At 68.2% G+C, this 21,405-nt stretch carries 19 protein-coding genes; 11 read left to right on the top strand and 8 right to left on the bottom strand.

The features are described from left to right. Positions 1–183: 183 nt before the first annotated feature. The 5 genes from CLV77_RS10005 (at position 184) to CLV77_RS09985 (ending at position 6,319) form a co-directional block, all read left to right on the top strand. Positions 184–1,095 carry an AAA family ATPase gene (locus CLV77_RS10005; RefSeq protein ID WP_076980685.1) on the top strand — a complete coding sequence of 304 codons (912 nt, stop codon included), beginning with the start codon at positions 184–186 and terminating at the stop codon, positions 1,093–1,095. A gap of 25 nt (positions 1,096–1,120) precedes the next feature. Continuing rightward, a complete protein-coding gene (locus CLV77_RS10000; RefSeq protein ID WP_076980686.1) occupies positions 1,121–2,410 on the top strand; it encodes a vWA domain-containing protein in 1,290 nt (429 codons plus the stop codon). A gap of 62 nt (positions 2,411–2,472) precedes the next feature. Continuing rightward, a complete protein-coding gene (locus CLV77_RS09995) occupies positions 2,473–4,164 on the top strand; it encodes an OmpA family protein (RefSeq protein ID WP_076980687.1) in 1,692 nt (563 codons plus the stop codon). A gap of 137 nt (positions 4,165–4,301) precedes the next feature. Further along, positions 4,302–5,300 carry an XdhC family protein gene (locus tag CLV77_RS09990; RefSeq protein ID WP_076980688.1) on the top strand — a complete coding sequence of 333 codons (999 nt, stop codon included), beginning with the start codon at positions 4,302–4,304 and terminating at the stop codon, positions 5,298–5,300. Further along, complete coding sequence (locus CLV77_RS09985; protein WP_076980689.1) at positions 5,297–6,319, top strand: molybdopterin-binding protein; 1,023 nt, start codon at positions 5,297–5,299, stop codon at positions 6,317–6,319. Before CLV77_RS09990 ends, CLV77_RS09985 begins: the two co-directional genes overlap by 4 nt. 97 nt (positions 6,320–6,416) lie before the next feature. Here the strand turns inward: CLV77_RS09985 and infC are convergent, their stop codons facing one another. The 7 genes from infC to cysG form a co-directional block, all read right to left on the bottom strand. After that, positions 6,417–6,932, bottom strand: a complete 516-nt coding sequence (gene infC / locus CLV77_RS09980) for a translation initiation factor IF-3 (RefSeq protein ID WP_321174931.1) — start codon at positions 6,930–6,932, stop codon at positions 6,417–6,419. A 299-nt stretch (positions 6,933–7,231) separates the two neighbouring features. Beyond that, the gene (locus tag CLV77_RS09975) at positions 7,232–8,050 is read right to left on the bottom strand and encodes a ferredoxin--NADP reductase (protein ID WP_269843288.1); all 819 of its coding nucleotides are present in this window, start codon (positions 8,048–8,050) and stop codon (positions 7,232–7,234) included. 69 nt (positions 8,051–8,119) lie between these two features. Further along, positions 8,120–8,545 carry a DUF934 domain-containing protein gene (locus CLV77_RS09970; RefSeq protein ID WP_076980691.1) on the bottom strand — a complete coding sequence of 142 codons (426 nt, stop codon included), beginning with the start codon at positions 8,543–8,545 and terminating at the stop codon, positions 8,120–8,122. Further along, positions 8,542–9,327: a phosphoadenylyl-sulfate reductase gene (locus CLV77_RS09965; protein ID WP_076980692.1), complete on the bottom strand. Its 786-nt coding sequence runs from the start codon at positions 9,325–9,327 to the stop codon at positions 8,542–8,544. Before CLV77_RS09965 ends, CLV77_RS09970 begins: the two co-directional genes overlap by 4 nt. Further along, positions 9,317–10,987, bottom strand: coding sequence for a nitrite/sulfite reductase (locus tag CLV77_RS09960; protein WP_076980693.1), 1,671 nt, complete (start codon positions 10,985–10,987; stop codon positions 9,317–9,319). Before CLV77_RS09960 ends, CLV77_RS09965 begins: the two co-directional genes overlap by 11 nt. Positions 10,988–11,046: 59 nt before the next feature. Next, positions 11,047–11,385: a DUF2849 domain-containing protein gene (locus CLV77_RS09955; RefSeq protein ID WP_076980694.1), complete on the bottom strand. Its 339-nt coding sequence runs from the start codon at positions 11,383–11,385 to the stop codon at positions 11,047–11,049. Continuing rightward, a complete protein-coding gene (cysG, locus tag CLV77_RS09950) occupies positions 11,382–12,863 on the bottom strand; it encodes a siroheme synthase CysG (protein WP_076980695.1) in 1,482 nt (493 codons plus the stop codon). The genes CLV77_RS09955 and cysG overlap by 4 nt, the downstream gene beginning before the upstream one ends. 136 nt (positions 12,864–12,999) lie before the next feature. Here cysG and CLV77_RS09945 point away from each other — a divergent pair, with 136 nt between their 5' ends. From CLV77_RS09945 to CLV77_RS09920, 6 genes are all read left to right on the top strand, one after another. Continuing rightward, positions 13,000–13,461, top strand: a complete 462-nt coding sequence (locus tag CLV77_RS09945) for an Lrp/AsnC family transcriptional regulator (RefSeq protein WP_076980696.1) — start codon at positions 13,000–13,002, stop codon at positions 13,459–13,461. A gap of 104 nt (positions 13,462–13,565) precedes the next feature. Then, positions 13,566–15,413 carry a sensor histidine kinase gene (locus CLV77_RS09940; protein WP_332881328.1) on the top strand — a complete coding sequence of 616 codons (1,848 nt, stop codon included), beginning with the start codon at positions 13,566–13,568 and terminating at the stop codon, positions 15,411–15,413. Beyond that, positions 15,410–16,648: a sigma-54-dependent transcriptional regulator gene (locus CLV77_RS09935; RefSeq protein ID WP_076980697.1), complete on the top strand. Its 1,239-nt coding sequence runs from the start codon at positions 15,410–15,412 to the stop codon at positions 16,646–16,648. The genes CLV77_RS09940 and CLV77_RS09935 overlap by 4 nt, the downstream gene beginning before the upstream one ends. A gap of 310 nt (positions 16,649–16,958) precedes the next feature. Next, the gene (locus tag CLV77_RS09930) at positions 16,959–17,975 is read left to right on the top strand and encodes a DctP family TRAP transporter solute-binding subunit (RefSeq protein ID WP_076980698.1); all 1,017 of its coding nucleotides are present in this window, start codon (positions 16,959–16,961) and stop codon (positions 17,973–17,975) included. A gap of 78 nt (positions 17,976–18,053) precedes the next feature. After that, positions 18,054–18,737 (top strand): TRAP transporter small permease, encoded by a 684-nt coding sequence (locus tag CLV77_RS09925; RefSeq protein ID WP_076980699.1) that lies wholly within the window; start codon positions 18,054–18,056, stop codon positions 18,735–18,737. A 4-nt stretch (positions 18,738–18,741) separates the two neighbouring features. Beyond that, complete coding sequence (locus CLV77_RS09920; protein ID WP_076980700.1) at positions 18,742–20,118, top strand: TRAP transporter large permease; 1,377 nt, start codon at positions 18,742–18,744, stop codon at positions 20,116–20,118. A gap of 100 nt (positions 20,119–20,218) precedes the next feature. Here CLV77_RS09920 and CLV77_RS09915 read toward each other — a convergent pair whose 3' ends face one another. Beyond that, entirely contained in the window at positions 20,219–21,400 is a 1,182-nt protein-coding gene (locus CLV77_RS09915) for a BaiN/RdsA family NAD(P)/FAD-dependent oxidoreductase (RefSeq protein WP_269843300.1), read from the bottom strand. Positions 21,401–21,405: the final 5 nt, after the last annotated feature.

The following is a 21,405-nucleotide window of genomic DNA, read 5'->3' as shown; positions in this document are numbered from 1 at the left end:
GGTGGCGGTATACGCCTCGCGGTTCCGCCGGGCAACGATCGGGATACCGGGGCGCGGGGCCGCGCCATCAAAGCCCTGCCTGCGACCAATGTCCAGAGGGGGCGGCCCGCCCCGGGGGCCCGCGGCGCTTGACGCAGGCGGCGGGGCGTGCAGCTTTGGAATTCACCGCGAAAGGAGCGTGACTTGACGGACATCTCAACCGCCGATGCCGTGCGCGACCGGCTGGCCGAGCAGGGCTATGTCGCCAGCCGCGCCCTTGCCGTCGTCACCTTCCTGGCCCTGCGCCTTGGCCGGCCGCTGTTCCTTGAGGGCGAGGCCGGTGTCGGCAAGACCGAGATTGCCAAGACCCTGGCCGCGGCCCTGGGCCGGCGCCTGATCCGGCTGCAATGCTATGAGGGTCTGGACGCGTCCTCGGCGGTCTATGAGTGGAACTTCGCCGCGCAGATGGTCGCGATCCGCACCGCCGAGGCCAGCGGCCAAGCCGACCGCGACGCGCTGAGGGCCGAGCTCTTCAGCGAGGAATATCTGGTCGAGCGGCCGCTGCTGGAGGCGATGCGGCCCCAGCCGGGCGGCGCGCCCGTGCTGCTGATCGACGAGATCGACCGCACCGATGCCCCGTTCGAGGCCTTTCTGCTGGAGGCGCTGTCGGATTTTCAGGTCACCATCCCCGAGCTGGGCACCATCGCGGCGCCTGAGCCGCCGATCGTCATCCTGACCTCGAACCGCACCCGCGAGGTGCACGACGCCCTCAAGCGGCGCTGCCTCTACCATTGGGTCGACTATCCGGATTTCGAACTGGAGATGCGCATCCTCGAGGGCCGCGCCCCCGAGGCCGCCGAAGCCCTGTCGCGCCAGGTCGTGGCCTTCGTGCAGCGGCTGCGGACCGAGGACCTGTTCAAGAAGCCCGGCGTGGCCGAGACCATCGACTGGGCCAAGTGCCTGCTGGCGCTGGATGTGATCGACCTCAGCCCCGAGGTCATATCGGACACGCTGGGCGCCATCCTGAAATATCAGGACGACATCCAGAAGGTGCAGGGCGCCGAGGCCGCGCGTCTTTTGGACGAAGTTTCGCGCGAGCTGGGCGCGCCGGCGTGAGGACGGGGCGCCCCCGGGGCGGGCCATGACGACGGCGCGGCCGGAACTGCCCTCGCTCGAGATCCCCGAGGAGGGGCAACTGGCGCGCAACATCCTGCATTTCGCGCGCGCCCTGCGCCGCGCCGGTCTGCCCGTGGGACCCGACCGGGCCATCGGTGCGATCCGCGCGGTCGAGGCGGCGGGCTTCTCGGAGAAGGCCGATTTCTACTGGACGCTGCATGCCTGTTTCGTCTCGCGGCCCCAGCACCGGCCCGTCTTTGCCCAGCTGTTCCGCCTTTACTGGCGCGACCCGCGCTACATGGAACAGATTATGTCGCTGCTGCGCCCCTCGGTCCGGGGGGTGCAGCAGGACCGCAAGGCCCGCGACGCCGAAAAGCGCGCGGCCCAGGCCCTGCTGGGCGACAGGGCCGACGATCACGTCCCGCCCGACCCCGAGGAAAAGGAAGACGACAGCCAGGAGCTGGTCCTTGATGCCACGGGCAGCCAATCGGCGCGCGAACGGCTGCGCAGCCTGGATTTCGAGCAGATGAGCCTGGAGGAGATGGCGGAGGCGCGGCGCGTTCTCGCCACGCTCAGCCTGCCGGTGCCGCCGCTGATCTCGCGCCGCATGACGCCGGACCGGCGCGGGCGGCTGCCCGACTGGCGGGCCAGCCTGCGCGACAGCCTGCGCAGCGGAGGCGAGATGCGCCCGCCGCGCATGCGAAGCCTTGGCCGCCGCTGGCCCAACCTGGTGGTGCTGTGCGACATCTCGGGGTCGATGTCGCAATATTCCCGCGCCGTTCTGCATTTCGTTCACGCCGTCTCGAACCGGCAGGGACAGGGATGGGCCGGGGTGCATGCCTTCACCTTCGGGACCGAGCTTACCAACGTCACCCGCCACATGGGCCAGCGCGATGTCGATGCGGCCCTGCGCCAGGCCGGGGCCAAGGCCCGCGACTGGGAAGGGGGGACGCGCATCGGTGCCGCGCTGCACGCGTTCAACCGGGACTGGTCGCGCCGGGTGCTGGGGCAGGGGGCGGTTGTCCTTCTCATCACCGACGGGCTGGATCGGGACGCGCCGGACCTGCTGGATCGCGAAATGCGACGCCTGCGCCTTTCGGCGCGGCGGCTGATCTGGCTGAACCCGCTGCTGCGCTGGGACGGGTTTGCGGCCCGCGCCACGGGCATACGCGCCATGCTGCCCCACGTAGACAGTTTCCGCGCCGGGCATAACATCGCCTCGTTCGAGGGGTTGGCGCGTGCCTTGTCGGATCCCGGGGACATGGGCGAAAAAGCGCGACTTCTTGCCGATCTCGCAAAATCGGAAAATGGGTAGGGAACAGCAACCTTACGTGGACGTTGGGTGCCGAAGCAGAAAAACCCACGGAGGGGAACAAAATGCATCGTTCACTCACTTTCTCGACCGCTCTGGTCACCAGCCTGTCCATGCTGCTCAACTCCACGGCCATGGCACAGACCGCCGAGACCACCATGGAAGAGCCCAGCCCCGAGGTCCTTCAGGCTTGTGAAACGCCTGTTGGCGAGCCCTGCGAAGGCATTCCCGAGCTGACGGTCGAGCAGGCCGGCGAGCTGAAAGCCCAGCAGATGGACGCCGAGCTGAGCCAGGACATGGATCCCAACGTTCGCAGCCAGTCGATCCAGCAGGCCCGTATCCAGGCCGAGGACGCGCAGCGCGCCTATCTTCAGGCGCAGGCCGATGGTTCGGGCGTGACGACCGAGCAGTCGACGACCACCAGCACGGAAACCGCCGCGACCCCGACCGCGCCGGCAGCCAGTGAGCCGGCCACCGCCGAACCCACCGGCACGGCCACGGCCGACACCACCACCGATGGCACGGCCCCGACGGATGGCACCGCCACCGCGACGGCCGATTCCGGCACCGGTGACGCGGCGGCCACGACCGATGGCAGCACCACGTCCACCACTGCCGAGGCCGAGCCCGTTCCCGCCCACCAGCAGCGTGAGCAGACCAATGCCGAAAAGGCCGCTGGCGTCATGCCCGCAGCTGCCGCGGCTGCCGCCGCTGACAGCGGCAACGCCGAGGCTCAGGTCACCGAAGAGACCGTGACCGCCGACGAGGTCCGCACCAGCGACCAGGACTTCGCCAACGCCGTGGGCGAACAGCCCGCCACCACCGACGCGAATGCCAACGCAAACACTGGTGCGACCGCAACCGCCAGCTCGGGCAACAGTGGCCTGACCGACAAGGAAAAGGCGATCCTGGGTCTTGGCGCCCTGGCAATCGGTGCCGTGGCTCTGGCCAACCGTGACGTCGTGACCAACTCGGGCGACCGTGTGGTCGTGCGTGAAGGCAACGACATCGTCGTGCTGAAGGACGACAACGCCCTTCTGCGCCAGCCCGGCAGCACCGTCGAGACCGCGACCTACGCCGACGGCTCGACCAAGCAGACCATCACCCGCGAGGACGGCTCCAAGATCGTGACCGTCCGCGATGCCGAGCTGCGCGTTCTGCGCCGCATCCGGATCGAGGCCGATGGCACCGAGACCGTGCTTTTCGACGACACGGTCGAGTTCAAGCCGGTCGACCGCGTTGCCCTGCGCGATGCCGAGCTTCAGCCCGAGATCCAGTCCTCGGCTGACGAGGCTGCCCTGCGCGAGGCCCTGAGCCGCGATCCGAACCTTGGCCGCACCTACTCGCTGGCCCAGGTCCGCTCGACCCCCGAACTGCGCGCCGTCGCTCCGGCCGTCAGCCTCGAGGCCGTGACCTTCCGCACCGGTTCGGCCGCGATCGAGCCCGAGCAGGTCGATGCGCTGGTTCAGCTTGGCGAGGTGATCAAGACCAAGATCCAGGAGAACCCGAAAGAGGTCTTCCTGATCGAAGGTCATACCGATGCCGTTGGTGACGACGCCTACAACCTGGCCCTGTCGGACCGCCGCGCCGAGACCGTTGCGCTGGCCCTGACCGAGTATTTCGACGTGCCGCCCGAGAACCTCGTGGTTCAGGGCTATGGTGAGAAATACCTCAAGGTGCAAACCCAGGGCGATGAGCGTCGCAACCGCCGCGCTGTGGTCCGCCGGATCACGCCGCTGCTGACCGCTTCGCGCTAATCAGCACCTTTCCGGCCCCCTTGGCCGGATCAGGGAAGAACAGGCCGCGCCCCCCACCCGGGGGCGCGGTTTTTCGTTTTTGGCTTACGCCTTTGGCGCGGGTTGCAAAGGGGCGGCGGCAGGCGAATAGTCGGCCCATGGAGACGCATCACGACGACATTCCCGAACAGGCCCTGGCTTGGCACGAGGCCGGCATCGGCTCCGCTCTGGCCACGGTGGTGGAAACCTGGGGCTCGGCCCCCCGGCGCGTGGGCGCACAGCTTGCCGTCAGCGGCGAGGGGGGGATCGCGGGCTCTGTCTCGGGCGGCTGCGTTGAAGGGGCGGTGGTGGTCGAGGCGCAGGAGGCCATCGCCGACGGCGCGCCGCGCCTGCTGGAATTCGGTGTCTCGGATGACGAGGCATTTGCCGTGGGCCTGGCCTGCGGCGGCCGGATCCGGGTGCTGCTTGAGCCCATTGTGGCCGAGCGGGCGGAGAGCGGCGGCCTTCCCGTCGGCATCCTGCGCCAGATTATCGACCGCCGCACCGCGGGGCGCGCCCATGCCTATCTGGTCGACACCGTGACATGGACCCGTCGCGTCGTGACCGAGGATGGGGCCGATGAGGGACTGAACGAGAGGTTTCGCCTTGATCGCTCTGGCTTCGAGGGGGCGGAATTCGTCGCCATCGGCAATCCGCCCCTGCGCCTGGTTGTGGTGGGGGGCGTTCATATCGCCCAGGCGCTCCTGTCCATGGCCGACACACTGGGCTATGCCAGCTGCGTCATCGACCCGCGCGAAAGCTTCGCCAATGCCGAGCGGTTTCCGGGCCGTCACCTGGTCCATGACTGGCCCGACGCGGCGCTGAAGGCGCTGGCGCCCGATCACCGCACGGCCATCATCACCCTGACCCACGACCCCAAGCTGGATGATCCCGCGATCCTTGCGGCGTTGGAAAGCGACGCCTTCTACATCGGCTGCCTCGGATCGACCCGGACCCATGCCAAGCGGGTGGCGCGGCTGCGCGCGGCGGGCGTGTCCGAGGAAGGCATTGCCCGCATCAACGCTCCGCTGGGCCTCGACATCGGGGCGGCATCGCCGGCCGAGATCGCGCTGTCGGCCCTGGCCGAACTCACCCGCGCCCTGCGGCGCGGGCCATGATCTTCGGAATCCTCGACACCCGTGACTGTGCGGGGGCGATCCTGGCCCATTCGGTGCCTTTGCCGGGCGGGGGGCGCCTGCGCAAGGGGCAGGTCCTGGGCCGGGACGACATCGACATGCTGCTGGGGGCAGGGGTGGCGCGGATCACCGTCGCGCGGCTGGGGGCCGATGACCTGCATGAGGACGAGGCCGCGGCGCGGCTGGGCCAGGCCCTGGTGGCCGGGGCGGGGGATGCCACCGATACCGGCCTGCGCGCCAGCGCCGCCGCTACGGGTCGGGTCAACCTCTATGCCACCCGGACCGGCGTGGTCGAAATGGACGCCGACCGGATCCGCCGCCTCAACGCCATCGACCCGATGATCACCTTGGCAGTGACCCGGCCCTTCGCCCAATGCGCCGAGGGCGGGATGATCGGCACGGTCAAGATCATCTCCTACGGGGTGCAGGCCCGCGCGCTGGAAAAGGTGGCGGCCCTGGCCCGTGGCGCCATGCAGGTGCGGCCCGTCGTGCTGGCCGGCGCCGAGCTGATCGTCACGCGCACGGATGGCGCGGGCGGGGGTGCAGAGGAGGGACCCGAGGACAAGGGCATCGCCGCCGTGCGCGCCCGCCTTGCGGCCTTGGGGATAGCATTGGAGCGGGTGGTGACGGCCCCCCACCGCCAGGACGCGATCGCCGCGGCACTGGGCGAGGGGCGGGCCGACCTGCGGCTTATCCTTACTGGCTCGGCCACGTCGGACATTCACGACGTGGCGCCGACGGCGCTGGTGGCGGCGGGCGGCAGGGTCAGCCGCTTTGGCATGCCGGTCGACCCGGGCAACCTGTTGTTTCTGGGCGATCTTGGCGGCACCCCCGTAATCGGGTTGCCGGGATGCGCCCGCTCCCCGGCGCTGAACGGTGCCGATTTCGTTCTGTCGCGAGTGGCCTGCGGGATCCACCCGGGCCCCGAGGATTTCGCCGATATGGCGATCGGTGGCCTCTTGAAGGAAACCCGGCAGCGGGGCCGTCCGCGCGAGGGCTGAGCGTGCCGCCATCCCGCATCCCGCGCGCTTGCCCCGGACAGCAAAAAGCCCCCTCGGGTAGGAGGGGGCTTGCCTGGCGTTCCGTAGAAAGCCGGATTTACTTGGCGATGGGGCCGATCATCATGATCATCTGACGACCTTCCATCTTGGGCATGTTCTCGACCTTGCCCAGTTCCTTGACGTCTTCGGCAACCCGCTCCAGCAGCTCGCGGCCCAGGTTCTGGTGCGCCATCTCGCGGCCACGGAAGCGCAGGGTGATTTTCACCTTGTCGCCGGCCTCGAGGAAGCGGAAGACGTTGCGCATCTTGACTTCATAGTCGTGCGTATCGGTGTTGGGGCGGAACTTCACCTCCTTCACCTCGATGGTCTTCTGCTTCTTGCGCGCTTCGGATTCGCGCTTCTGCTGTTCGTATTTGAACTTGCCGAAATCCATGATCTTGCACACCGGCGGCGCGGCGTTGGGGGAAATCTCGACCAGATCCAGCCCGGCGTCCTCGGCCAGCTCCATGGCGCGGCTGGGCGTCACGACCCCGAGGTTTTCACCCTCGGCACCGATCAGGCGGATTTCAGGGGCCCGGATCCGTTCGTTTACACGGGGGCCGGTCTCGCGCACCGGGGGGGCGTTGTGGGGTCTGCGGGCTATCTTGCCGTTCCTTCTGTGGTTGGATCTATGGGTTCGTTCGACTGGCGGGCAAATTAGACGGCAACCCGCCAGTCTTCAACTGCTTTTCCCGGAGAGGGGTTCCGGGACGCGATAAATTCGCCTCATGGGGGCAGGAGCCCCCTGTGGCAGCGCGCATCCGGGGCGCCGCGCCGGTAACAGGGTACCGTCCCGGAGGCGATGGAGGGACCCGCGCCCCTGCCGGCGGTCCGGGTAGGGGCGAAGAGCCCCCCGAAAGGGGCCGTTGATTCTCAGCCGACGAAGGCTTTTTCGACCACGTATTCGGCGGGCTCGGAATTGGCCCCCTCGGTCAGGCCGAAACCCTCGAGGATCTCCTTGAGGTCGGTGTTCAGCCCGATCGAGCCGCAGACCATCGCCCGGTCCTCGGCCACCGAGATCTGTGGCAGGCCCAGCTCGCGCGCCAGCGTGCCGTCGCGCAGGTGGTCGGTGATCCGTCCCATCCGGGGGCTCTCTTCGCGGGTGGTGGTGGGATAGTAGATCAGCTTGCCGGCGACCATCTCGCCGATCAGCGGATCGTCCCGCAGCCCCTCGACCAACTCGCGCCCGTAGGCCAGGTCGGCCACGTCGCGGCAGGTGTGGGTCAGGATCACCTGCTCGAACTTCTCGAATGTCTCGGGGTCGCGCACCAACGAGGCGAAGGGCGCGATGCCGGTCCCGGTGGCGAACATGTAAAGCCGCTTGCCGGGCAACAGGGCGTCATGGACCAGCGTGCCCACGGGCTTGGGCCGCAGGATGACCTGATCGCCCGGCTGGATATGCTGCAGGCGGCTGGTCAGCGGGCCGTCGGGCACCTTGATCGAGTAGAACTCAAGCTCGTCGTCCCAGTTGGGCGAGGCGATGGAATAGGCGCGCAGCAAGGGGCGGCCGTCTTCCTTGAGCAGGCCGATCATGACGAATTCACCCGAGCGGAAGCGCAGCGAGGCCGGCCGCGTCACCCGGAACGAGAACAGGCTGTCGGTCCAGTGCCGCACCGAGGTGACAGTCTGCGCGTCCGGCATGGTGACGGCTTTCTTGGTCTGGGTATCGCTCAGGGTCATGGGCTTGTTCATGTCGCTTTTCCGGGGCGTCTTGGCCGCCGGCCTCTGTCTAACGTCTGGGTGTCCGGGTTGAAAGGGGTCTCAGCCGCGCAGGCGCGCCTGGTAATCCTGCTGCCGCCGGCTTTCGGGGCCGGTCCACATGTGCTCGGGCTGGCGGCTGGCGAGGTCGTGGGAGATCTCGACATCGTCGAATCCCGCGCGGCGGGCCAGGGAATACTGATCGGCGATGACGTGGCCATAGGCGCGCAAGCTTCCCTCGTATCCCATCAGCCGGAGCTGCCGCGCGATGGTGAAGCCGCGCCCGTCGGCGCTGCTGGGGAAGGCGACGCGGACGGCGCCCAACCGGCCCAGCAGCGGGGCAAGTGCTGCCGGGTCGGTGTCGGGATCAAGGTGGACGCGCAGATCTGCGACCCCTTCGGCGGGGGCCGACAGCGCTTCGGCCAGGCTGATCCAGACTGTCGGAATGGCTTCGTGGCCGAAGCCCCGGTCGGTGACGATGACGTTCATTGCGTGCCTTTCGCGTCTTGTTCGGTCGCCGCCTTCGCGGGGGTGGCGCCCCCGTCCCGGCGGACACCGCCGGCGGTGAAATGGATGCCGCATTCGGTCTTTGCCATGCCGGGCCAGCGCCCGGCGCGGGGATCGCGGCCGGGCTCGACCGGGCCGGTGCAGGGGGCGCAGCCGATCGACGGGTAGCCGCGCGCCACCATCGGGTGCCGGGGCAGGCGGTTGTTGTCGATGTAATCGGACAGGTCCCTAGCGGACCAATGGGCCAGCGGGTTGATCTTCAACCGCGTATCGCCGTCCGGCTCGAAGAACTCCAGCGCCTGGCGCTGCCCGCCCTGGAAACGCTTGCGCCCGGTGATCCAGGCGTCGAAACTCCCAAGCGCGCGTTCCAGCGGCCGCGTCTTGCGCAAGGCGCAGCAGGCGTCGGGCTCTGCCAGGTGCAGCAGCCCGTCATGGTCTTCGGTGAAAAGCTCGGTGCGGTCGGGCGCCAGGTGGCGCAGCCCCGTCAGGCCCAGGCGGGCCACCAGATCGCGCTGATACTCCAGTGTCTCGGCAAAGAGCATGCCGGTCTCAAGAAACAGCACCGGGGTCGTCCGGTCGATGCAGGCCACCATGTGCAAAAGCACGACCGACTCGGCCCCGAACGAGCTGACAAGCGCCACGCGCCCCATTTCGGGGTCGTTCAGCGCATGTTCCAGCACGGTGGTCGCCGCGTGGTTGCGGTGACGGTGGTTCAGCGCCCGGGCGCGGTCGGCCACGGGTGCGGGAGGGGCTTCAAGCGGCATGGACCTTCTCCGTGGGATAGAGGATTGCGCGGAAGGGTTCGGCCCCGAGGCGGCGGTAGGTGTCGAGGAAAGTCTCGGCCGGTCCCGCCCGCAGGTCGAGATAGCCGCGCACCAGGGCCTCGACCGCGTCGACGATCCGGTCGGCGGGGAAACCCGCGCCGGCCCGTTCGCCCAGCACCATGTCGGGGCCGGCATCGCCACCCAGCGTGATCTGGTAGTTCTCGACCCCCGCACGATCAAGGCCGAGGATGCCGATATGGCCCACGTGGTGATGGCCGCAGGCGTTGATGCAGCCCGAGATCTTGATCTTCATCGGCCCGACCTCATGCTCGAGCTTCAGCGCCTCGAACCGGGACGCGATTTCCTGCGCCACGGGGATTGAGCGGGCGGTCGCCAGGGCACAGTAATCCATGCCCGGGCAAGCGATGATGTCCGAGATCAGCCCGGCGTTGGCCGTGGCGAGACCCGCCCGCCGCAGGCGCGCGTGCAAGGTCGGCAGGTCGGCGCGGTGCACATGGGGCAGGATGACGTTCTGCTCGTGGCTGATCCGCAGCTCATCGTGGCCGAACTCCTGCGCCAGGTCCGCCAGGACGCGCATCTGCTCGGCGCTGGCGTCGCCCGGCGTCTCGCCGGGGCGTTTCAGCGAGACGGTGACGATGGCGTGGTCGTCCCGCTTGTGGGGATGGATGTTGGTATCGCTCCATGCCTGGAAGACGGGGTCGATCTCGCGCGCGTCCTCGTAGGGAAGGGCAGAGCGGCCAACCTCGAACGCGGGCGGGGCGAACTGGGCCTCGATCGAGGCCAGCATCTGCTGATCGACGCCGCGGAATTCCTTCCGCAGGCGGGCGAAGCGCGCCTCGACCCGGCGGCGGATCTCGTCGATGCCGTTCTCGTGGACGGTGATCTTGATCCGCGCCTTGTACTTGTTGTCCCGCCGGCCCAGCAGGTTGTAGACGCTGACGATCGCCTCGACATACGGAAGCAGGTCGGCCTGGGGCAGGAAGGGTGTCAGCACCTGTCCGACCATGGGCGTGCGCCCGAGGCCGCCGCCGACGATCACCTCGTAGCCCGGCGCGCCATCCGCGTCGCGCACCAGCCGCAGCCCGATGTCGTGGGCGCGGATCACCGCGCGGTCCAGCGGGCTGCCGGTGACGGCGATCTTGAACTTGCGCGGCAGGTACTGGAATTCCGGGTGGTCGGTGGACCATTGGCGCAGCAGCTCGGCCACCGGGCGGGGATCGGCGATCTCGTCGGCGGCGGCGCCGGCGAAATGGTCGGCGGTGACATTGCGGATCGTGTTGCCCGAGGTCTGGATGGCATGCATGCCCACCTCGGCCAGCGCATCCAGCATGTCGGGAATGTCGGTCAGCGCGGGCCAGTTGTACTGGATGTTCTGGCGGGTGGTGAAATGGCCGTATCCCTTGTCCCAGCGCTGGGCCAGGTAGGCCAGCTTGCGCATCTGGGCCGAGTTCAGCGTGCCATAGGGAATGGCCACCCGCAGCATGTAGGCGTGCAGCTGAAGATAGACGCCGTTCATCAGGCGCAAGGGCTTGAACTCGTCCTCGGTCAGCGCGCCGGACAGGCGGCGGGCCACCTGCTCGCGGAACTGGGCGTTGCGGTCGCGGACGAAATCGCGGTCGAATTCGGAATAGACATACATCGGGTCGGGTCCTTGTGGGGCCGTGTTGGATCCTGGGGTGGCCTGGGAGCGGCGCGCCCTCAGCGGGGCGCGCGGTCGGGGCGGTCCGGTGCGCCGGGGCGCCGCCGCGCCTGTGGGCCGTGCGCATAGTTCGACGGGCCGATTGTGCGCACCCGCTCGCGCGGGCTGGCGGGTTCGGGCCCACGCCGCCCCGGCCGGGCATCGGCCAGGTAGGGGCCGACGGCCAGATGGGGCTGTCCCATGGCGAAGATCAGCCTCAGCTCGGCCTGGTCCTCGTCGATCAGAAGCTCGGCGGCCTGGTGATCGTGGCTCCAGTGGTCCGTGGCGGTCAGGTAGATCGGCTCGCCGCCCATCAGGGTGTTGGCGGTGACGATCTTGGGTGTGAAGCGGCGGCTCATGGCGTGGCCTCCTTGAGGACGGGTTCCAGAACGGGGGTGAGCACGTGGTCGGGGACAATCTCGGCCCCCGGGACATCACGGGCGGGCAGGGCGCTTGCGGCGGCGCGGGGCGACAGGCCCAGCATCATCACCACCGGGCCGGACAACCGGCCCCCGGCGCGGGCATCGTCGACCGTGCGGGCCAGGTCGCCCAGCGTGGTGGCAAGGATGCGCTGATCGGGGCGCGAGGCGTTCTCGACCAGGCTGACGGGCGTCGCGGGATCCGCGCCATGCATCAAAAGCCTGCCCTGAACGAACCGCGCCGCGGCCTTGCCCATGTAGATCGCCGCGACCTCGCCGGGGCGGGCCAGCGCGCGCCAGTCCTGTTCGGCAAAGCCCTGCATGTCATGGCCCGTCAGGAAGCGGACCGCGCCATTGCGCCCGCGCCGCGTCAGGGATTGTCCCAGACCCGCGACGGCGGCCGAGGCGGCGGTGATGCCGGGCACGATGGCCCAGGAGATGCCCGCGCCCTCCAGCGCCTCGATCTCCTCGTCCAGCCGTCCGAAGACGGTGGGGTCGCCGGATTTCAGGCGCACCACATGGGCGCCGGCGCCCGCGTGTTCGACCAGCAGCGCGTCGATCCGCGACTGGGGGACCGAGGGGCCGAACCCCTGCTTGCCGACGGGGATGATGAGCGCCTCGCGGCGGGCAAGCTCCAGGACCTCGGGGCTGACCAGTCGGTCGTGGATCACCACGTCGGCCCGGTCGAGGGCGCGGCGGGCGCGCAGGGTCAGAAGCTCGGGGTCGCCCGGGCCGGCGCCGACCAGATCGACGTGGCCGGGGGCCCCGGCACCGTTACTGGCTCGGGCCGCGTGCTCGTGCAGCAGCCCCTCCAGCGCCGTCTCGGCAGCCCGCTCGCCGCCGCGCTCCAGGGCGCGGGGGCCGGCCTCGTCGTAGAAGGCCTTCCAGAAGGCGCGGCGGGCCCGGCCCCGGGGCAGGGTCGAGGCGCGGGCGCGGAACCGTTGTCCCAGCCGGGCCAGCCGGCCGATGCCGGGGGGCAGACGTGCCTCGATCGCGGCCTTGACCAGACGGGCGAGGACGGGGGCCGCGCCCTCGGTTCCGATGGCGATGGTCAGCGGCGCGCGGTCGACTATGGCGGGGGTGATGAAGGCGCTGGCCTTCAGGTCGTCGACGACATTGACCAGCGCACCCGCCTCGCGCCCGATCCGGGCGGCGCGGGCATCGCGGGCCGCATCCTCGGTCGCGCCGTAGACGAGGGAGACGCCGACGGCATCCGCCGCCTCGACCTCGCGCCGCAGCAGGGTCAGCCGCCCCTCGGCGGCCCAGCCCTCGATCGCGGGGGCGGGGGAGGGGTCGGCGACGGTGATCCGCGCGGGCGTCTTCAGCAGCAGCCGCAGCTTGGACACCGCCGCCTCGCCGCCGCCGGCGACCAGCACGGCCTGGCGGTTCATGTCGAGGTAGATCGGGAAATGTCGCATTGCGGGCCTCTTGGCTTGATGGCTTATATATAGAATATTGTTCTGGTATTGCGCCATCGCCCGTGGGATATAAGGACATATGTTCCAATATTGGGCCGCGTCGGAACGCCGGCCCCAAAAACGAAAGGACAGGCGAATGGCCGTTCGCATGGATGCGCTGGATCGGAAAATTCTGGCCGAGCTTCAGGAGGACGCAAGCCAGTCCCTGGACGAAATTGCCAAGAAAGTGGGCTCGTCCAAGACGCCGGTGTGGAATCGGATCCGCAAGCTGCGCGAGGCGGGGGTGATCGGGCATCAGACCGTGATCCTCGACCCGATGGCGCTGGGGCTTGAGGCCTGTTTCTTCGTGCTGATCCGCACCTCCGAGCATGACGCCGAGTGGCAGCGCAACTTCCTCGACACCCTGCTGGCCCGCCCTGAGGTGTTGGAGGCCCACCGCCTGGCAGGCGAGATCGACTATATCCTCAAGGTGCGGGTCCAGAACGCGCGCGCCTATGATGTCTTCTACCAGGCGCTGATCTCGGAGGTGCGGATCTTCAATGTCACCGCCCTCCTGTCGATGGAGGAGATCAAGTCGACGACCCGCCTGCCGATCTGACCGCCTGACGTTCTGACGGGCCTGTCGGGCAGGGAAGGCAGCCAAGGCTTTCGCCGGGTGGGAAATTTTGCAAGATAGGCGCATCCCAGCCCCCGGAGGCCCGCTTGCCCCGCCAGACCATGGCCATCCTTCTGTTCCTGCTTGCGATCACGGCGTTCTCCGCCGGGGTGTGGCGCGTCGCCTATGGCACCGCGCTTGATCAGGCCGCCAACCGGGCCGAGGCCGACCTGAGACTGGCCGCCGACCGGCTGGTGGGACAGTTGCAGCGTTACCGCGAGGTGGCGGTGATGCTGGCCGACCACCCGGCGCTGGTCTCTCTCGTCACCGCCGCCGAGGGGCGCAGCGGGGAAGGCGGCACACAGCTTGACGCGACGGGGGCCGACGAGGTGCTGCTGCGCACCGCCGACATGACCGGGCGGCTCAGCATCGAGCTGCTGGATGCCTCGGGGCGCCGGCTGGCGGGGTCGGACGCGCGGGGCGATCTGGACCACGACGGCACCCCCTACCTGGCCCGCGCGCTGGACGGGATGCTGGGCACCTACAACGCCCAGCGGCGCCAGACGGGCCAGCGCGTCTTCACCTTCGCCGCGCCGATCCATGCCCCTTCTGGACCCGACCGGGGGCGGGTGCGCGGCGCGGTGATCGTGACCGTCGATATCGACGCGGTGGAATCCGAGTGGCGCGGCCTGCCGCAGACGGTGTTCTTCACCGACCGGGCGGGGGTGGTCTTCATCTCCAACCGCTCCGAGATGCTGTTGCGCCAGCGCGCCCCGCGCGGTGCGGAAGCGGGGGCCGACCCCGCACCCGGCTACCGCGCCAACGACGTGCGCCCCTTTTATGACTTCGCGGCCAAACAGGTCGACGGGCATGAGATCTGGGAATTGGCCGGCGGCCCCTACCTTCCGGCCCGCGCCATGCATCTCAGCCTGCCGCTGCCGGTGATCGGCCTGACGGGGGAGCTTTTGCACGATGTCGCGCCGGCGCGGGCCTTCGCGCTTTTGCAGGCGGCGGTCGCGGCGGCGATCTGCCTTGCCTTCGGCGCGGCCCTGCTGGTGCTGGCGGGGCGGCGCAAGGTGCTGGCCGTGCGGCTGGAGGCCGAGGCCGCCGCCAAGGCCGAACTGGAAGATCGGGTCGCCCGCCGCACCCGCGAGCTTTCGGCCACCAACGCCGCCCTGCGCCGCGAGGTGCGCGAACGGCTGGAAGCCGAGAGCGTCCTCAAGCGCACCCAGGAGGATCTGGTCCAGGCGGGCAAGCTGGGCGCGCTGGGCCAGATGTCGGCGGGCATCAGCCACGAGTTGAACCAACCCCTGATGGCCATCCGATCCTTCGCCGAGAACGCCGCCGAGTTTCTCAAGCGCGGTGACGGCGACAAGGCGGGCGCCAACCTGTTGCGCATCTCGGAGCTGTCGCGCCGCATGGCCCGCATCATCCAGAACCTGCGCGCCTTCGCCCGTCAGGAAAGCGAGCCTATGACCGACGTCGACCTGGTCGCCGTGGTGGAGGCGGTCCTTGAGATTTCCGAGGGGCGGATGACCGGGGCAGGGGTGCGCCTGGTTTGGAACCCGCCGGCGGTGCGCCCGATGGTGCGGGGCGGCGAGGTGCGGCTTCAGCAGGTGTTGTTGAACCTCGTCGGCAACGCGATGGACGCGATGGACGGCAAACCCGGGCCCCACAGGCTGGAGATCGCGATCGAGCCTGCTGGCGATGGCGAAGACACGGTGGCCCTGCGGGTGCAGGACAGCGGCCCCGGCATTGAGAAGCCCGAGAAGATCTTCGAGCCCTTCTATTCGACCAAGGAGGTCGGCCGCTCGGAAGGGATGGGCCTGGGTCTGTCGATCTCCTACGGGTTGGTGCAAAGCTTTGGCGGTGTCATCCGCGGGCGCAACGCGCCCGGCGGCGGCGCGGTCTTCACGGTCGAGCTGGCGCGCGCTTCGGTGGAGCGGGCGGCATGAGCGGCGCCACCACCCGCCGCGTGCTGCTGGTCGACGACGACCCGGCGGTGCGCGAGGCGCTGGTCCAGACGCTGGAGCTGGCCGGGCTGGAGCCGGTGGCGGCGGGCTCCTTCATCGTCGCCAAGGACCACCTGACACCCCAGTTCGAAGGGGTGGTCGTCAGCGATATCCGCATGCCCGGCAAGGATGGCTTTGCCCTGCTGGAATTTGCGCAGGGGCGTGATCCCGACCTGCCGGTCATCCTTCTGACCGGCGAGGGGGATATCCCCATGGCCGTGCGCGGCATGTCGGCGGGCGCCTTCGACTTTCTGGAAAAACCCTGCGCGCCCGGCGATCTTCTGAACTCGGTCGAGCGGGCGCTGCGCACCCGTGCCCTGGTGCTGGAAAACCGCGCCCTGCGCCGCCAGGTCGAGACCGGCGATGCCGCGGCGCGGATGATCATCGGCGGCTCTGCCGCGTCGGAGGCGCTGCGCGGGCGGCTCAGGACCTTGGCGGCGGCGGATGTCAGCGTGCTCATCACCGGCGAGGCGGGCACCGGCACGGCCCGCATTGCCGAGGTGCTGCACCTGCTGTCACGCCGCTCGCACGAGCCCTTCGTGCGTATTTCGGGCGCGGGGGCCACGCCCGCCGGCCTGTCCGAACAATTCTCGCGCGCGGGCGCCGGGTCCATCTTCATTGATGAGGTCAGCGCCCTCGGACAGGCCGCGCAGTTCTGCCTGCTGGACCTGATGGAGGAGCATCCCGCCACCCCGGTACGGGCCGGCACCTATGCCGACATCGACGCCGAGGTCGCGGCGGGCCGGTTCAACGCCGATCTGTTCTACCGGCTGGAGCTGGCCAGCGTGCGCATCCCCGCCCTGCGCGAGCGGGCCGAGGATATCCCGGCCATGTTCCGCGCCTTCCTGACCATCGCCTGCGAGCAGGCGGCGCTGCCGGTGCCCGAAATCTCGGAGGAGGTCATCGCGCGGCTGATGGAACAGGACTGGCCCGGCAACGCCCGGGCCCTTCAGAACGTCGCCATGCGCCTTGCGCTGGGCGTGACGGACATCGGCGACAGCAGCCGCAACGTGGGTCTTTCCGAGCGCATGCGCCAGGTCGAGCGGACGCTGATCGTCGAGGCGCTGCGCCGCAATCGGGGCAACGCCTCCGAGACGGCCCGCGCCCTCGACCTGCCGCGCAAGACCTTTTACGACAAGCTGGCCCGCCACGGTCTGAAAGCCGACGACTTCCGGTGATGCTGTAATTTGTGGCTGTTTGCCAAAGCCATGGGCAGTGAAGGCCCGGCGGCCCACGCAGGCGCCCCGATTCTGTGCGGGTTTCCACACAGTGCGGGTCGAGGGATGTGCGGAATTCCGCCCAGCAGTTATGCCCCGGCCCATGCGGGACTTTCGCAACTTTTTCTAACATACTGATTCAGAGGCGCTTTCCGCCATTCGTGTGATGGGCCGCGATTCCACCTTCCCCCAAGGCAGGCATATGCATCACTCTTCCTCGCGTCCGACCCCTCTGCCGGGTCGATCAATTGGACTATCAAGGGAGGTCCCCATGAAATTCTTCACCGCTGCCACCACCGCCGTGGCAATGACGCTGACCGCAGGTGCCGTTTCGGCCGAAAGCCACTCGGGCGGCTGCGACGACGGCGAAATGGTCATCAAGTTCAGCCACGTCACCAACTCGGACCGTCACCCCAAGGGCATCGCGGCCTCGCTGCTGATGGAGCGGGTCAACACCGAGATGGACGGCAAGGCCTGCATGGAAGTCTTCCCGAACTCGACCCTCTACAACGACGACCAGGTGCTTGAGGCGATGCTGCAGGGCGACGTCCAGCTGGCCGCCCCCTCGCTGTCGAAGTTCGAAGCCTTCACCAAGCAGTTCCGCATCTTCGACCTGCCGTTCATGTTCAAGAACGTTGACGCAGTCGACGCCTTCCAGACCTCGGAAACCGGTCAGGCGATGAAGGAATCCATGTCCCGTCGCGGTCTGCTGGGGCTGGAGTTCTGGCACAACGGCATGAAGCAGTTCTCGGCCAACAAGGCGCTGAACAAGCCCGAGGATGCCAAGGGCCTGAAGTTCCGCGTGCAGCCGTCGGACGTGCTGGTCGCACAGATGGAAGCCCTGGGCGCCAGCCCGCAGCCGATGGCCTTCTCGGAAGTCTACGGCGCGCTTCAGACCGGCGTTGTCGACGGTCAGGAAAACACCTGGTCCAACATCTACGGCCAGAAGTTCTTCGAAGTTCAGGACGGCGTGACCGAAACCAACCACGGCATCATCGACTATCTGGTCGTGACCTCGGTCGATTGGTTCGAAAGCCTGGATGACGACGTGCGCGAGCAGCTGACCACCATCCTGCGCGAGGTCACCGAGACCCGCAACGCCGAGTCGTTCAACGTCAACGAAGAGGCCAAGAAGGCCATTCTGGACGCCGGCGGCGTGGTTCGTGAACTGTCGCCCGAAGATCGTCAGGCTTGGGTCGACGCGATGAAGCCCGTCTGGTCCAAGTTCGAAGGCGACGTTGGCGCCGAGAACATCGAAGCGGCCCAGAAGATCAACGAATCCATGTAATTCGCCGATCACGAGTTAAAACGATCGAATGGCCCGGAGGCACGTCGTCCGGGCCATTTCACTAGGGGGGATCCTTCCATGAGCAGCTATCGCTACGAACCGCAGTCGGGCTTCGCGCGTGCCATCAATTCGCTGGAAGAAACAGCAATCGCCGTCATTCTGGGGCTGATGACGCTGGTGACATTCATCAACGTCGTGCTGCGCTACGGCTTCAACACCTCGTTGATCTGGGGGCTGGAGGTCACGCTGATCCTGTTCGCGTGGCTGGTGCTTCTGGGCATCAGCTACTGCGTCAAGGTCAACGCCCATCTGGGCGTGGACGCGGTAGTCAACCTGCTTGGGCCGCGCAGTCAGCGCCGCCTTGCGCTGGTCGTCGGCGTGCTGTGCATCATCTACGCGATGCTGCTGATGAAAGGAGCCTGGGATTACTGGGCGCCCTATGCCGGGCTGGACCGGACCTCGGGGCACTGGTTCCCGCTGGGGTTCGAGAAGACCCGCGATCAGGCGTGGTACATCACCGATCAGGTGCCGATGCCCGATTTCCTGCGCTTCATGGAAGGTTGGCTGAACCAGGGCGAGCGGTATGACAAGCTGCCCCGTGTCATTCCCTACACCATGCTGCCATTCGGCGTGGCCCTGCTGTTGGTACGGCTGGTCCAGGCCATTATCGGCGTCTGGCGCGGCCATCGCCGCAGTCTGATCGTCAGCCACGAAGCCGAAGAAGCGGTCGAGGAAGTCGCCGCCAAGAACGCAGAGGTCTGAGCACATGGACGTCGTCATTCTCTTTTCCATGGTGATCGCCCTGCTGCTGATCGGCGTGCCGATCGCGGTGTCGCTGGGCCTCAGCTCGATCGTTTTCCTGCTGGTCTACTCGGACACCTCGCTGGCCTCGATCGCGCAGTCGCTCTATCAGGCGATGGCCGGGCATTACACGCTTCTGGCGATCCCCTTCTTCATTCTTGCCTCATCGTTCATGTCGACGGGGGGCGTGGCGCGGCGGATTATCCGCTTCTCCATCGCCATCGTCGGCCATCTGCCGGGCGGTCTGGCCATCGCGGGCGTCTTCGCCTGCATGATGTTCGCGGCCCTGTCGGGCAGCTCGCCGGCGACGGTCGTGGCCATCGGCTCGATCGTGATCGCGGGCATGCGTCAGGTGGGCTATTCCAAGGAATTCGCCGCTGGCGTCATCTGTAACGCGGGCACGCTGGGCATCCTGATCCCGCCCTCGATCGTGATGGTGGTCTATGCCTCGGCAACCGACGTGTCGGTGGGGCGGATGTTCCTTGCAGGCGTCATTCCGGGCCTGCTGGCCGGTTTCATGCTGATGGCCACGATCTACGGCATCGCCGTCGCCCGCAACCTGCCCAAGGGCGAGTGGAAGGGCTGGGGCGAGGTCTGGGCCTCGGCCAAGGACGCGGGCTGGGGCCTGTTCCTGATCGTCATCATCCTGGGCGGCATCTACGGCGGCATCTTCACCCCGACCGAGGCGGCCGCGGTGGCAGCGATCTACGCTTTCTTCATCGCCTCTTTCGTCTATCGCGACATGGGGCCGCTGGCGACGGCGGACGGGCAGCCGAACACGCCGCTGATCAACAAGCCGCTGGCTCTGGTCACGGCCTTCTTCCACCGCGACACCAAGCGCACGCTCTTCGAATCCGGCAAGCTGACGATCACGCTGATGTTCATCATCGCCAACGCGCTGATCCTCAAGCATGTGCTGACCGACGAGCAGATCCCCCAGCAGATCGCCGGGGCCATGCTGTCGGCCGGTTTCGGGCCGATCATGTTCCTGATCATCGTCAACGTGATCCTGCTGATCGGCGGTCAGTTCATGGAGCCTTCGGGCCTGATCGTCATCGTGGCGCCGCTGGTTTTCCCCATCGCGATCCAGCTGGGGATCGACCCGATCCATCTGGGCATCATCATGGTGGTCAACATGGAGATCGGGATGATCACGCCGCCCGTGGGTCTGAACCTGTTCGTGACCTCGGGCGTGGCGGGCATGCCGATGCTGGCCGTGGTGCGGGCGGCGCTGCCCTTCCTGGCCGTGCTGTTCGTCTTCCTGATCCTCGTGACCTACGTGCCCTGGATCTCGACCTTCCTGCCCACGACGATGATGGGGCCGGAGCTGATAACGCGCTAGCGACGGGGGCAACCCCGCGCCCAAGGGGCCGCGCCACCCGGATGGGGGCGCGGCCCTTTTTCGTTCAGTGTCGCAGAAATATCCCCGCCGGAGGCAGGGTTCACCCCGCCGCGATGGCCTGTCCGGCGGCCCAGCCCGAGGACCAGGCCCACTGGAAGTTGAACCCGCCCAGCCAGCCGGTCACGTCCACCACCTCGCCGATGAAATAAAGGCCCCGGACATCGCGGGCCTCCATCGTGCGCGACGACAGGGCGGCGGTGTCCACGCCGCCCAGCGTCACCTCGGCGGTGCGATAGCCCTCGGTGCCCGCAGGGCGCAGGCACCATGCGTGGGCATGGGCTGTGATGCGGTCGATCTCGGCGTCCGACTGATCGGCCAGATTGCCACGGGGCGCGGCCCGGTCGGCCACGTCCTGCGCCAGACGTTTCGGCAGCACCGACGCCAGCGCCGTCGCCACGGCCTGCCGCCCGGCCTGGGCGCGAAGCTGGCGCAGATGCGCCCCCAGATCGGTGTCGGGCGACAGATCGACGACCACGTCCTGCCCTTCGGTCCAGTAGCTTGAGATTTGCAGCACCGAAGGCCCCGACAGCCCGCGGTGGGTGAACAAGAGTCCCTCGCGGAAGCGGGTGCCGGCGGTCTCGACCGTGGCGTCCACCGACAGGCCCGCCAGCGCCTTCAGCCGGGGCAGGGTGGCATCCGAGAAGGTCAGCGGCACCAGCGCCGCCCGCGTGGGCACCAGCGGCAGGCCGAATTGCTCGGCCAGCGCATAGCCAAGGCCGGTAGCCCCCATCTTGGGGATCGACTTGCCGCCCGTCGCCACAACCAGATTGCGGCAGCTGACATCGTGGCGGCTGTCGCCCCGCCGAAGCGCGACGCGGAACCCGTTCCCTTCGCGCGAAACCCCCTCGACCGAGGTTTCCAGCCACAGATCGGCACCCACCGCATCCATCTCGGCGCGCAGCATGGCGATGATCTCCTTGGCCGAGCCGTCGCAGAAAAGCTGTCCCAGCGTCTTTTCATGCCAGTCGATGCCGTGCCGCCCGACAAGGTCCAGAAAATCCCATTGGGTATAGCGGGACAGGGCGGATTTGGCGAAATGCGGGTTTTGCGACAGGAAATTGCCGGGCTCCGCGTGCATGTTGGTGAAGTTGCACCGCCCGCCGCCCGAAATGCGGATCTTCTCGCCCGCCGCGCGGGCATGATCCACCACCAGCACCCGACCGCCGCCGCGCCCGGCCTCGGCCGCGCACATCATCCCGGCCGCCCCTGCGCCCAGGATCAGCGTGT

The organism is Brevirhabdus pacifica (assembly GCF_002797755.1).
Classification (GTDB): domain Bacteria; phylum Pseudomonadota; class Alphaproteobacteria; order Rhodobacterales; family Rhodobacteraceae; genus Brevirhabdus; species Brevirhabdus pacifica.
This window is presented reverse-complemented; position numbering and strand designations above follow the sequence as displayed.

Coding starts and splice junctions, on each gene's coding strand:
- CLV77_RS09970 (WP_076980691.1), bottom strand. CDS start 8,545: ATGAACGTCATCGTCACCGACCGGGGCTTCGGCCACGAAGCCATTCCG.
- CLV77_RS09990 (WP_076980688.1), top strand. CDS start 4,302: ATGGAGACGCATCACGACGACATTCCCGAACAGGCCCTGGCTTGGCAC.
- CLV77_RS09960 (WP_076980693.1), bottom strand. CDS start 10,987: ATGTATGTCTATTCCGAATTCGACCGCGATTTCGTCCGCGACCGCAAC.
- CLV77_RS09925 (WP_076980699.1), top strand. CDS start 18,054: ATGAGCAGCTATCGCTACGAACCGCAGTCGGGCTTCGCGCGTGCCATC.
- CLV77_RS09920 (WP_076980700.1), top strand. CDS start 18,742: ATGGACGTCGTCATTCTCTTTTCCATGGTGATCGCCCTGCTGCTGATC.
- CLV77_RS09965 (WP_076980692.1), bottom strand. CDS start 9,327: ATGCCGCTTGAAGCCCCTCCCGCACCCGTGGCCGACCGCGCCCGGGCG.
- CLV77_RS09935 (WP_076980697.1), top strand. CDS start 15,410: ATGAGCGGCGCCACCACCCGCCGCGTGCTGCTGGTCGACGACGACCCG.
- CLV77_RS09995 (WP_076980687.1), top strand. CDS start 2,473: ATGCATCGTTCACTCACTTTCTCGACCGCTCTGGTCACCAGCCTGTCC.
- CLV77_RS09985 (WP_076980689.1), top strand. CDS start 5,297: ATGATCTTCGGAATCCTCGACACCCGTGACTGTGCGGGGGCGATCCTG.
- CLV77_RS09975 (WP_269843288.1), bottom strand. CDS start 8,050: ATGAACAAGCCCATGACCCTGAGCGATACCCAGACCAAGAAAGCCGTC.
- CLV77_RS10000 (WP_076980686.1), top strand. CDS start 1,121: ATGACGACGGCGCGGCCGGAACTGCCCTCGCTCGAGATCCCCGAGGAG.
- CLV77_RS09945 (WP_076980696.1), top strand. CDS start 13,000: ATGGCCGTTCGCATGGATGCGCTGGATCGGAAAATTCTGGCCGAGCTT.
- CLV77_RS09955 (WP_076980694.1), bottom strand. CDS start 11,385: ATGAGCCGCCGCTTCACACCCAAGATCGTCACCGCCAACACCCTGATG.
- CLV77_RS09930 (WP_076980698.1), top strand. CDS start 16,959: ATGAAATTCTTCACCGCTGCCACCACCGCCGTGGCAATGACGCTGACC.
- cysG (WP_076980695.1), bottom strand. CDS start 12,863: ATGCGACATTTCCCGATCTACCTCGACATGAACCGCCAGGCCGTGCTG.